This window comes from Rhodococcus sp. IEGM 1366 (assembly GCF_033142425.1).
In the GTDB taxonomy this organism is placed as follows: domain Bacteria; phylum Actinomycetota; class Actinomycetes; order Mycobacteriales; family Mycobacteriaceae; genus Rhodococcus_F; species Rhodococcus_F globerula.
On the sequence record NZ_JAWLRZ010000002.1, the window covers coordinates 754979 to 766754 of the forward strand.

Sequence of the window (11776 nt, forward strand, 5' to 3'; positions counted from 1 at the left end):
TGTCCGTCAGGTGAGACCGACCCGGGGTACGAATCTGCCGACAGTGCGGCTGTAGGTGCGGTAGGTGTCGCCGTGGCGGTCGCGGAGGTAGGGCTCTTCGACGACCCGCACTTGCAGTTCTATGGTGGCGAGCAGCAGCGCGAAGCCGATAAGCGCGAGTGGGTTCGGTGTTAGGAGCATGATGCCGGCACCGAAGACGAGCATGGCGGTGAAGATGGGATTGCGGACGATTCCGAAAACCCCGGTGTGGACGAGATCGGTTGTCTCGGTCGGATCGACGCCGATGCGCCAGGATTCACCCATCTGGTTCTGTGCGTAGAGCGTGCCGACGATTCCGGCCAGCGCGAGCGCGAGCCCCATGGTCTGGACAGCCGGAGTGGTGAGTACGCCGATCGGGTGCAGCACTACGGCGAGTTGCAGTGCGGGTGCAACGACGCCAAGGGCTATCGCGACGACGAATCCGGTGCCGGCGATCCATTCCAGCGAGCCGAGTCGTCCGGTGACGCCGCGGAATCCGGTCGAGCCGGTCCGTTGGTACTGCAGCGCGCTGCGCCAGCCGAAACCGAGGACCCCGAACAGGGCGTAGAACACGAGCGCGGTCACAGCCATCTCAGATCTTTCCTCATCTGTGGTGTGTGGTCAGTCGCAGCAGTCGCGGCCCGCTGCTGACTTCATGGTTGTTGTCGGCGTGGGGCAGCAGGTATCGCCTTTCCAGGCGTTGAGGCCTTCTTTGACTGCGAGAACGGCGATCACGAGGCCGGCGACAGGGTCGGCCCACGACCAGCCGAACAGGCTGTTGAGAAGTAGCCCCACAAGCAGGACCGCAGACAGGTAGGTGCAGAGAAGGGTCTGCTTGGAGTCGGCGACCGCGGAGAGTGACCCGAGCTCACGGCCGGCGCGGCGCTGCGCGTAGGACAGCACCGGCATGATCGCGAGACTGGCTGCAGCCAAACCGATCCCGATCGGGGAGTGCTGCGCTTCGCCGAATCCTGTCAGGGCCCGGACGGCGTCGGCGGTTACGTAGGCGGCGAGAGCGAAGAAGGAGAACGCGATGATCCGTAGCGCGACCTTCTCCCGCGCTTCGGGGTTGCGGCCGGCGAACTGCCAGGCAACCGCGGCGGCGGAGGACACCTCGATCAAAGAGTCCAGTCCGAACCCGATGAGCGCGGTCGACGACACGCGCGTTCCCTCGGTGAGAGCTATTGCCGCCTCGATCACGTTGTAGGTGATCGTCGCCGCGACAAACCACCGAATCCGCCGCGACAGCAACGCCTTTCGGTGGGGCGTCAGTACCGCTGAGGTCCGGGGCGGCATGCCTAGCGGGGTCTCCATCAGCAGCAGTCTTCGGTCTCGGAAGCTGGACAACAGTCCGGGTCGACGGCCAGGACCAAGCCCACGAGGTCGTCGAGCGCTCTGCCGATGCGTGGGTCGGCGAGCTCGTAGCGGCTGCGTCTGCCCTCCGGGACGGCGACGACAAGGCCACATCCGCGCAAACAAGCCAAGTGGTTGGACAGAATCTGGCGCGACACCCCGATCTTTTCCGCCATCTCGGACGGGTAACCCGGAGTAGTGCGCAGGCTCAACAAGATCTGGGTGCGCGTCGAATCCGATAGGGCGTAACCGAACCTCGACAGGGCATCGGCGTGGATTGCGGTCTTCACCCTTTCAATAGTACAGATGTTTCTGTATTCAGAAAAGGCTGTATCTGTATAGTTTTCAGTAATCGAGGGCAGAGGTGTGCTTGCGAATTTCGTCTTGCCATGGCGAGTGGGCGGCCGAGGTTGACTGACACCTGGCGAGTTTCCGTATGAGCTACGTCATAGCGCGGCAACGTTGGCGATCAAGTCAGGTGCGAAAGTCACAGTTATTCAAGGGATTGCTGGGCATAAGCGCGCAATGCTGAGATTTGACCGATGCGGACGACTGTTTCCCGATGAACTTGATGCATCGGCTACTGAACATGATGAAGATCGGATCAAGGCTTTAGCGGACTGAATCGAATTTCTCGATGTACTGCGAACTGAGGTCCTAGAACCCCGCTGGGAGATAAGTCTGCGAGATAAGACTGGGATATAAGACTGAAATTCGCGCTAGCCCGCACCTTTCGGTGCCCTCGGTGAGACTCGAACTCACACTGGACGGGTTTTGAATCCGTTTCCTCTGCCAATTGGGATACGAGGGCTTGTTGCGATGACTACATTAGAAGATGCGATTCGAATGTCAAACACCGGTACCCTCTAAATGTTCGCGCCTCGTGTCGGGGCGGTTCGATCGAGGAGGGTGGTGGCCATGAATTCGCTAGAGCTGCAAGGCAATCAGAGCAAATCACGTCGAGTTGTTGTTGCCGAGGACGAAGCGTTGATCCGGATGGATCTGGTCGAGATGCTCCGCGAAGAGGGCTACGACGTTGTCGGCGAGGCCGGCGACGGTCAGGTTGCGGTCGAACTTGCGGAGGAACTCAAGCCCGATCTTGTGATCATGGACGTGAAAATGCCCAGGCGCGACGGTATTGATGCCGCTTCGGAGATTGCGGCGAAGCGAATTGCTCCTGTGGTCATTCTCACAGCATTCAGTCAGCGTGAATTGGTGGAGCGAGCGCGGGACGCGGGCGCCATGGCATATCTGGTCAAACCTTTCTCGATTTCCGATCTTGTGCCGGCCGTTGAATTGGCCGTCAGCAGGTTTCGTGAGGTTACTGCGCTGGAACGCGAAGTCGCGGATCTGTCCGACCGCTTGGAGGCGCGCAAGCTGATCGAGCGGGCGAAGAGTGTGTTGATGGTGCGCCAGGCACTCACCGAACCAGAGGCGTTCAAATGGATCCAGCGCGCTGCCATGGACCGCCGCTCCACGATGAAGGCCGTCGCCCTGGTCGTGATCGAGACCTTGGGCGGTGAACCTGACGCCTGAGCCCGGTGCGCTCGGTGGTGCCGATTAAACCGCGCATTCGGCACGGTTGTGTAAATTGTCGAGGCCATCAGGTAACAGTCAGGTCACAGGGCTTTCTTGTCGGATCGCGATACGGTTTCGAGGTCTAGCGTCTTTTCCCACAGCGAGCGTCGTTTCGGTTGACGCGAGCACCGGCTGATCTAAGGAGCGTGGGATGGCTAGACGAACACTTGTGCGCACTGCCGCAGTTCTCGGCGTTGCAGCATTGGCATTGGCAGGCTGTAGCTCGGACGACTCCGACAGTTCGTCATCGGGCACCACCACGTCCGGCTCAGCAGCGGCAACAACCGTCTCGACGGATTGCACGCCGCAACAGGCCACGGCAGGCACTACACCGTCCACCGACCCTCTGCGCATCGGAACCTTGTTGCCGGACACGGGAAGTCTGTCCTTCCTGGGCCCGCCGATGGTTGCCGGTACGCAACTCGGCGTCAACGACGTCAACGCAGCGGGAGGTGTACTCGGACAGCCAGTCCAGTTGATCCCCGGCGATTCCGGCGATACGACCACGGACACGGCCAACACCACGGTTGACCGCGAATTGGCGGCAGGCACCCAGGTGATTGTCGGTGCGGCGTCGTCGTCCGTGTCATTGAAGGTGATCGACAAGATCGCAAGTGCGGGCGTCGTCATGTTCTCCCCGGCCAATACCTCCGACCAGTTTGTCTGCTACCCCGACAAGGGGATGTACTTCCGCACCGCTCCTACGGACGTACTGCAGGCTCAAGCAGTCGCACAGCTCATTTCAGACGACGGTGGACAGCGCGTAGCCATCCTGGCTATGAACGACCCCTACGGCACGGGTCTCGCCGACAACATCCAGAAGAATCTGATCGACTCCGGCGTTCCGTCGGATCAGGTCGAGAAGATCATCTACGACCCCAACGCGCAGTCGTTCAACTCCGAGGTCGATCAGATCAAGAACTTCAATCCGGACGCCGTGGCGTTGGTGGGCTTCGAGGAATCAGCGAAGATCATCACCCGCATGCACGAGGTGGGCATCGGACCGTCCGACGGAATGGCGCTGTACGGCGTCGACGGCAACATGGGTAACGCACTCGGTGAAGCCGTTGCGACGCCGCTGCTCGACACCATGCAGGGCACTACGCCACTGACGGATGTGGGAGCCGCGTTCCAGGATCGGCTGAAGGCTGTCAACAGCGCTTTGATCGACTTCAACTACGCGGGTGAGTCTTACGACGCCGTGGTGATCTCGGCCCTCGCGGCGGAGCAGGCAAAGTCAACGGCAGGCGTCGATATCGCCGCCAACATCAACAGCGTCACCGAGGGCGGCACCAAGTGCACGTCGTACGCGGAGTGCCTACCGCTCGTGAAGGCGGGAACCGACATCGACTACGACGGCATCACCGGTGAACTCGACTTCAACGACTCGGGCGAGCCGTCCATCGGTTCGTACGGCAAGTTGGTGTTCGGACCTACGAACACACTGACAACCGAAGGGTTTGTGGTCGTCGGTAAATAGCAGATCAACACACGAGGGTGGGCCAGGGTCTCGAAGACCCTGGCCCACCTTTTCTGTCGTGGTTACTTCTCCTTGCTGCCGGCCAGCGTTCCGAGGTACAACTCGATCACCTTGGGGTCGTTCATGAGGTTGGCTCCCGTATCGGTGTACGCATTCTTGCCCTGATCCAGCACGTACCCCCGATCGCAGATCTGCAGGCACCGGCGCGCATTCTGCTCGACCATGATCACCGAAACACCGGCTGCATTGATCTTCTTGCAGCGGATGAACACTTCGTCCTGGAACATCGGTGACAAGCCGGCAGACGGTTCGTCGAGGAGCAACACCGACGGATCCATCATCAGGGCCCGGCCCATCGCGACCATCTGACGTTCTCCGCCGGAGAGCGCGCCTGCCTTGACCTTTCGACGTTCGCTCAGAAGTGGGAACAGGTCACTGACAAAAGCGAACCGCTCCGCGAAGGACTTGGGACGCAGATAGATTCCCATTTCGAGGTTCTCTTCGATAGTCAAGGACTGGAAGACGTTCTGAGTCTGGGGAACGTATCCGACTCCCTTCTGGACGAGTACGTGTGCGGGAGCGGACGTGATGTTGTCCTCCCGGAGAGTTACCGAGCCTTCGCGGACGGGGATGAGCCCGAACAGCGATTTGAGCAGCGTCGACTTGCCGGCGCCGTTCGGCCCGATGATGCCGACGATTTCGCCTTCCTTCAGGAAGAAGTTGCATTCACGCAGGATGTTGACGCCGGGAATGTAACCGGCCACCACGCTGTCCGCGCGAAGCAGCGCACCCGCCGACAGGCGTGCGTGTTCCTCGGGAGTTGCGGCAAATTCAGCGGGGGTGAGTGACCGTGCTTCGTTCTCGCTCATGGCTTCTCGTGCCTTCCGCGCGATTCCTCCGGACTGGATTCGAGCACCTCGACAACCTCGACCGGTAGGTTCCCCAGATCCGGCTCCGACAGATCACCGCCGGCTTCGAGCGTCTCGACCTCGGCCTCGGCCAGAGCGGCCGCGAGAACGGCGGTGTCGCCCACAGGGTTGCCCTCGTCGTCGAATTCGAGGGCCTGATCGTGATGACTTCCCAGATAGGCGTCGACGACTGCTGTGTTCGACGACAATTCGTCCGGCGTCGACTCGGCGATGACGCTGCCCTGAGCCATGACGACCACCCAATCGCTGATGTCACGAATCACGTCCATGTCGTGTTCGACGAAGACGACCGTCATACCGTCGTCGCGAAGCGATTTGATGTGCCCGAGCAGGCTCTGTGTCAGTGCGGGATTGACGCCTGCCATGGGCTCGTCGAGCATCACGACGGATGGTTCCGTCATCAGTGCCCGTGCCATTTCGAGGAGTTTGCGTTGCCCGCCTGACAGTGAACCGGCAAGGTCGTCGGCTTTGGTGTCGAGCTTGAATCGTCCGAGAAGTTCGCGGGCGCGCTCGGTGATCTCGCGTTCCTGTGCCTTCCAGGTCCAGGGCAGCAACGACGTGAAGATTCGTTCGCCGCGTTGCCCGGTGGCTCCGAGTCGAACATTGTCGAGCACCGTCAGTTTCGACAGCGCCTTGGTCAGCTGGAACGTGCGGACCACGCCTTTACGTGCCACCTGATGGGGATACATGCGTCCCAAGGACTGACCGTCCATCGACCATGTTCCGGTGTCCGGTCGATCGAAGCCGGTGAGAAGGTTGAACAGCGTGGTTTTCCCGGCGCCGTTAGGACCGATCAGCCCGGTGATACATCCGCGTTGGATTTCGAGATGGTTGACGTCGACGGCCTTGAGGCCACCGAACGTCCGCGACACCTTGTCGGCCACCAACACCGGGTCGGGTTTGGCCGATCCCGGAACGTGGGGGACGTCGGCAAAGATCTGTGCTCGTGTCTCGGCGTCAAGCATTGAGTTGCACCTCCCGCTTGTTACCCAGTATTCCCTGCGGCCGGAACACCATCAGGAGAGCGATCATCAAACCCAGTAGTACGTAGCGCGTCGCGCCGACCTGCTGTTCCGTCAAAGACAGGAGCGGGTTCTCGCCCGAGATCGCCTGACGGAGCAACGCGTCGGGGATGGCGAGGAGGAACCAGAACAGCATCGCTCCCACGACGGGGCCGAATACCGTTGCGGCACCGCCCAGAATCAATGCTCCGAACGCGAAGAAGGTCTGAGCCGTCGAGTAGAAATCGGGGTTGATGGATTTGGTCTGTAGAGCGTTGAAGACTCCGGCCATACCGCCGATCACGCCACCGATGACCAACGCCTGCATCTTGTACACGAAGACGTTCTTTCCCAGCGACCGTGCCGCGTCCTCGTCCTCGCGGACTGCTTTGAGGACACGGCCCCATGGACTGTGGCTGAGCAGGTAGACGATCCCGCAGAGGATCAGCACGAGGGTCCATCCAACGACCATCGACCACAGGTCGTCGCCGTAGAACTTCACGCCGAGGAACGAGTACTGCTTTGCGGAGTCGAACGGGCTCAGTGAGGTGAAGGGTTCGGCAAAGCTGAAGAGTCCGTTGGTTGATCCGGTGACGGAGTCCGATGCCGTTGACCGGAAGATCAGTCGCAGGATTTCCGCAGCGGCAATGGTGACGATGGCGAGATAGTCCGCGCGAAGGCGAAGAGTCGGTATGCCGAGGACCAACGCGAGAAGGCCGGCGGCGGTCAGTCCGACGATGATTCCCAGCCATAGCGGTTGGTCGTACGTCACCGTCATGATGCCGACGCCGTACCCACCGAGCAGGGCAAAGCCGATCTGGCCGAAGTTCAGTAGCCCGGCATACCCGAAGTGCAGGTTGAGGCCGATGGCCAACAACGCGTAGAAGATCGCCGACGGCCCGATGAACTGGGCGAAGGAGACCTGGAGTGCTCCCATGATGTCCATATCCACTCACCCGATCCGTTGTCTGGATCCGAGGATGCCCTGAGGGCGAACCACGAGGATCACGATCAAGACGAGAAGCCCGCCGATGTATTTGAGGTCGGGGTTGATGATCAGCGTCGAAAGCTGAACCAGCAGACCGACTATGACGCACCCGAGAAGCGCGCCGTAGGCGGTGCCGAGTCCGCCGAGAGTGATACCGGCGAACATCAGGAGCAGGAGTTTGAAGCCCATTTCCCACTGGACACGGCCGCCGAGTTCGGAGATGCCGAACAAGACGCCGCCGAGGGCGGCCAATCCGCCGCCCAGTCCCCAGACGAACATGATCACGCGTTCGACGTTGATGCCGGACGACGCGGCGAGATCGCGGTTGTCGGAGACGGCGCGCATCGCCTTGCCGATGCGCGTCTTCTGCAGAAGTAGTGCCACGCCGACCAACACGATCAGGCTGACCACCATGACAGCGGCATTGGCGTCGGTCAGTGCGATCGGTCCCCAGTTCTTCTCGACCTGCCCTTGGTAGTCGTCGAAGGGTTCGGCGCGATCGGAGAAGAAGATCAGAATCAGGTAGCGCAAGGCGATGGCAAGACCGATCGAGACCACCAACTGCGCGATCAATCCGGTCTTGCGTTTACGCAAGGGTTTCCACACGATCCCGTTGGTGAGCAAGCCGATGCCGATGCCGACGAGGATGGCGAGCAGCGTCGCCGGTATCAGGGGGATGCCGACCGAGGTGTTGAATGCCCATGCGGCGACGGCGCCCAGCGTCACCATCTCACCGTGTGCAAAGTTGGTCAGTCCGGTGGTTCCGTAGATCAGGCTCAATCCGACACCGGCGATGGCGATCACGAGTCCGAAGCGGAGACCGTCGACGGTTGTTCTGATGAGTTTTTCGCCGAAGCTCACGTTGGATGCTGTGCGCACTTCACCGAACGAGAAGATCACGGTGTTCGCGCGGCCGGCCACCACTTCGCGTTCGACGGTGGCCTGCACGCTCACCCCGTCCGGCAGGGTGTCGGCAACAATTTCGAATGTGTAGACGCCCGGCGCAACCGCCAATTCCCAGCGGCCGTTCTGGGCGGATTCGCCGGCGGCGACTTCGGTGCCGGACGAGTCGAGGGCGCGAACGGTCACGCCTTCGAGTCGTGTTCCACCGTTGTTGAGATTGCCACTGACGGGAACGGCATTGGCCGGCACTGCCGGTGCGGTGGATACGGTCGGAGATTCGGGGGTATCGGTCGGTTCCTGCGCCGACGCGGTTGCGGCGAATGTGAGTACAGCAACTATCACGAGCAGGGCAAAGGCCAGGATTCGGCTCAATGTGGCGAGGGTATGCCGTTTCACTACGGGTGGGGCCACGTACGTCCTCCGAGCGGGTCGGGACAAGGTTGCCGCGCAGTCAGCGAGGTGTCAGCCCGTTGCTGCGATTTCCGGACTCTAACGGCTCTGTTCGCTTCAGACGGGGTTCTGCGATTTCCGGCATGTTTCGGTTCCGTATCGAAGCCGCGCGCAGGGGCGATTGACCTGATTTCGGGCTGGTTCCTGCGTAAAGGACCGTGGGCGGCATGTGTGTCGGTCCGAATCCCTAGACTGATGAACCGTGAGCCCCGCAACCACGACTCGGTCCAGCACGTCCACCGCCGCCACCGGTACATCCGGCAAGGCAGACGATCGTCCTCTTTTGATGCTTCTCGACGGGCATTCTCTGGCATTTCGTGCCTTCTACGCGTTGCCCGCGGAGAACTTCAAGACACAGAGTGGTCAAACCACCAATGCGGTGTACGGCTTCACGTCGATGCTGATCAATCTGCTCCGTGACGAACAGCCCACCCACTTGGCAGCTGCCTTCGACGTCTCCCGTCAGACGTTCCGCGCCGAGTTGTTTCCGGAATACAAGGCGCAACGAGCCAAGGCTCCGGACGAGTTCAAGGGGCAAATCGACATCACCAAGGACGTCCTCGGCGCCATGGGGATTCCGGTCATGGCCGAGGACGGCTTCGAAGCCGATGACGTCATCGCCACGTTGACGACGCAAGCCGAAGCGCTCGGGTACCGCGTACTCGTTGTCACGGGCGACCGCGACTCGCTTCAATTGGTCACGGAGAACGTGACGGTGCTGTATCCGAAGAAGGGCGTGTCGGAGCTCACCAGGTTCACGCCGGACGCGGTCGAGGAGAAGTACAACCTGTCACCGGCTCAGTACCCCGATTTCGCGGCGCTGCGCGGCGACCCGAGTGACAATCTTCCCGGCATTCCTGGAGTAGGGGAGAAGACCGCTACCAAGTGGATTCGCGAATACGGAGACCTTCAGGGCTTGGTCGACAACGTCGACAAGGTCCGGGGCAAGGTGGGCGATTCGTTGCGGGAGAACCTCGCCAACGTGTTGCTGAACCGTCAGCTCACCGAGATGATCCGCGACGTGCCGCTGCCGTACACACCGGAGCAGTTGGTTCTGGCTCCGTGGGATCGCGAGAAGATTCATGCGTTATTCGACGACCTCGAGTTCAAGGTTCTCCGAGATCGCCTGTTTGCGACCCTGTCATCTTCCGAGCCCGAAGCAGAAGAGGGTTTCGAGGTCAGCGGCGACGCACTTGCGCCGGGTGCGGTGGCGGAGTGGCTGGACGCACACGCGCGTACCGGATCCCGCCACGGCGTCACCGTCCTCGGAACGCGCAGCACGTTCGCTGGAGACGTCACAGCGCTTGCCATCGCTGCATCTGACGGCGAGTGTGCCTACATCTCCACCACCTCGGCTACTGCGGAAGACGAAGCAGCGCTGGGTGATTGGCTCGCCGATGTGTCTGCGCCCAAGGCTGTGCACGAGGCCAAGTGGGCAATTCACGCCTTGCGTGGACGCGGGTGGACCTTGGGTGGATTGACCAGCGACACCGCGCTCGCGGCCTATTTGGTGCGTCCGGGTCAGCGTTCCTTCAATCTCGACGACCTCTCGCTCCGTTACCTCAAGCGTGAACTGCGTGCCGAATCGTCGGGGCAGGAACAGCTTTCGCTGCTCGATGACACTGATCAGCTCGACGCCGAAGCGGCGGAGACGGCAATGCTCAGTGCCCAGGCCGTGCTCGACCTTGCACAGGCGCTCGACAATGAACTCGAGTCGATCGAGTCGACGTCACTGCTCTCGGACATGGAGTTGCCGTTGACAATCGAACTCGCTCAGATCGAGGCAACCGGTATCGCGGTCGACACCGCGCATCTGCACGATCTCCAGAGCCGGTTCGCCTCCGAAGTCTCCGACGCCGCCAACTCGGCGTATGCAGTGATCGACAAGCAGATCAATCTCGGCTCCCCGAAGCAGCTGCAAGTTGTGCTGTTCGAGGACCTCGACATGCCCAAGACCAAGAAGACCAAGACCGGGTACACCACAGACGCCGAGGCGTTGCAGGGCCTGTTCGACAAGACGGGGCACCCGTTCCTCGAGCACCTTCTCGCGCACCGCGACGCAACACGCATGAAGGTCACCGTGGACGGCCTGCTCAAGTCGGTCGCCGAGGACGGGCGGATCCACACCACGTTCAACCAGACCGTCGCCGCAACCGGACGCCTTTCTTCCACCGATCCCAACCTGCAGAACATTCCCGTGCGCAACCAAGCGGGACGCGAGATCCGCGACGGTTTTGTGGTCGGCAACGGCTTCGACGTTCTGCTGACCGCCGACTACAGCCAGATCGAAATGCGGATCATGGCCCACGTGTCGGGCGACGAAGGACTCATCGAGGCATTCAACACCGGTGAGGACCTGCACAGCTTTGTCGGTTCGCGCGCATTCGGTGTGCCGATCGAGGAGGTCACCCCGGAATTGCGTCGTCGGGTCAAGGCGATGTCGTACGGACTTGCCTACGGACTCAGTGCATACGGTTTGGCGTCACAACTCAAGATTTCGACCGAAGAGGCAAAGCAGCAGATGGATGCCTACTTCGCGCGATTCGGCGGAGTACGTGACTACCTCCACGCAGTGGTCGAGCAGGCTCGAAAGGACGGCTACACCTCGACGCTCTACGGCCGTCGTCGCTACCTGCCCGATCTCAACAGCGACAACCGTCAGCGTCGCGAGGTCGCCGAGCGCGCCGCGCTCAATGCGCCCATTCAGGGCACGGCAGCCGACATCATCAAGGTCGCGATGATCAACGTCCAGAAGGCACTTGCCGATGCGGGACTCGAGTCGCGGATGCTGTTGCAGGTTCACGACGAGTTGGTACTCGAGGTCGTGGCCGCCGAGCTCGAGCAGGTCACAGCATTGGTCAAGGACAAGATGTCCACAGCTATCGAGCTGTCCGTTCCGCTTGATGTGTCGGTCGGCACCGGCCGCAGTTGGGACAGCGCCGCACACTGAGGTTTTCAATGAAAAGTGGGGGCGGGGGCCCCCAAAAAGATTGCACCGCCCCCAGGGTTTTGTTTGACATTATACGGGGGCCGGGCCGAAGGGGCGGAGGTCGTTGGAGGAACCCGCCAGGGGGGC

10 protein-coding genes and 1 tRNA gene are annotated in these 11776 nt (G+C 61.3%); 3 read left to right on the forward strand and 8 right to left on the reverse strand.

Features of this window, described 5'->3' with window-relative positions:
• Nucleotides 1-6: 6 nt before the first annotated feature.
• The 4 genes from R4P64_RS09395 to R4P64_RS09410 form a co-directional block, all read right to left on the reverse strand.
• Nucleotides 7-609: an isoprenylcysteine carboxylmethyltransferase family protein gene (locus R4P64_RS09395; RefSeq protein WP_317820443.1), complete on the reverse strand. Its 603-nt coding sequence runs from the start codon at nt 607-609 to the stop codon at nt 7-9.
• 30 nt (nt 610-639) lie between these two features.
• Nucleotides 640-1332 (reverse strand): cation transporter, encoded by a 693-nt coding sequence (locus tag R4P64_RS09400; RefSeq protein WP_317820444.1) that lies wholly within the window; start codon nt 1330-1332, stop codon nt 640-642.
• Entirely contained in the window at nt 1332-1661 is a 330-nt protein-coding gene (locus R4P64_RS09405) for an ArsR/SmtB family transcription factor (RefSeq protein ID WP_095886420.1), read from the reverse strand. Before R4P64_RS09405 ends, R4P64_RS09400 begins: the two co-directional genes overlap by 1 nt.
• 447 nt (nt 1662-2108) lie before the next feature.
• Nucleotides 2109-2182 (reverse strand) — tRNA-Leu (locus R4P64_RS09410).
• Between the two features lie 107 nt (nt 2183-2289).
• On the opposite strand from R4P64_RS09410, the gene R4P64_RS09415 reads away from it, so the two are divergent.
• Together R4P64_RS09415 and R4P64_RS09420 are read left to right on the forward strand one after the other, a co-directional pair.
• A complete protein-coding gene (locus R4P64_RS09415; protein ID WP_033230841.1) occupies nt 2290-2907 on the forward strand; it encodes an ANTAR domain-containing response regulator in 618 nt (205 codons plus the stop codon).
• A gap of 193 nt (nt 2908-3100) precedes the next feature.
• Entirely contained in the window at nt 3101-4429 is a 1329-nt protein-coding gene (locus R4P64_RS09420; protein ID WP_033230840.1) for an ABC transporter substrate-binding protein, read from the forward strand.
• Nucleotides 4430-4491: 62 nt separating this feature from the next.
• Here the strand turns inward: R4P64_RS09420 and R4P64_RS09425 are convergent, their stop codons facing one another.
• Genes R4P64_RS09425 through R4P64_RS09440 form a run of 4 tightly spaced genes read right to left on the reverse strand, consistent with a single transcriptional unit; the run spans nt 4492 to nt 8622 of the window.
• Nucleotides 4492-5298 (reverse strand): ABC transporter ATP-binding protein, encoded by an 807-nt coding sequence (locus R4P64_RS09425; protein WP_033230839.1) that lies wholly within the window; start codon nt 5296-5298, stop codon nt 4492-4494.
• Nucleotides 5295-6323: an ABC transporter ATP-binding protein gene (locus R4P64_RS09430; RefSeq protein ID WP_317543881.1), complete on the reverse strand. Its 1029-nt coding sequence runs from the start codon at nt 6321-6323 to the stop codon at nt 5295-5297. Before R4P64_RS09430 ends, R4P64_RS09425 begins: the two co-directional genes overlap by 4 nt.
• Nucleotides 6316-7305, reverse strand: a complete 990-nt coding sequence (locus tag R4P64_RS09435; protein ID WP_033230837.1) for a branched-chain amino acid ABC transporter permease — start codon at nt 7303-7305, stop codon at nt 6316-6318. The genes R4P64_RS09430 and R4P64_RS09435 overlap by 8 nt, the downstream gene beginning before the upstream one ends.
• 6 nt (nt 7306-7311) lie before the next feature.
• Entirely contained in the window at nt 7312-8622 is a 1311-nt protein-coding gene (locus tag R4P64_RS09440) for a branched-chain amino acid ABC transporter permease (RefSeq protein ID WP_394855613.1), read from the reverse strand.
• Nucleotides 8623-8902: 280 nt separating this feature from the next.
• Here R4P64_RS09440 and polA point away from each other — a divergent pair, with 280 nt between their 5' ends.
• Nucleotides 8903-11650 (forward strand): DNA polymerase I, encoded by a 2748-nt coding sequence (gene polA / locus R4P64_RS09445; RefSeq protein ID WP_033230836.1) that lies wholly within the window; start codon nt 8903-8905, stop codon nt 11648-11650.
• Nucleotides 11651-11776: the final 126 nt, after the last annotated feature.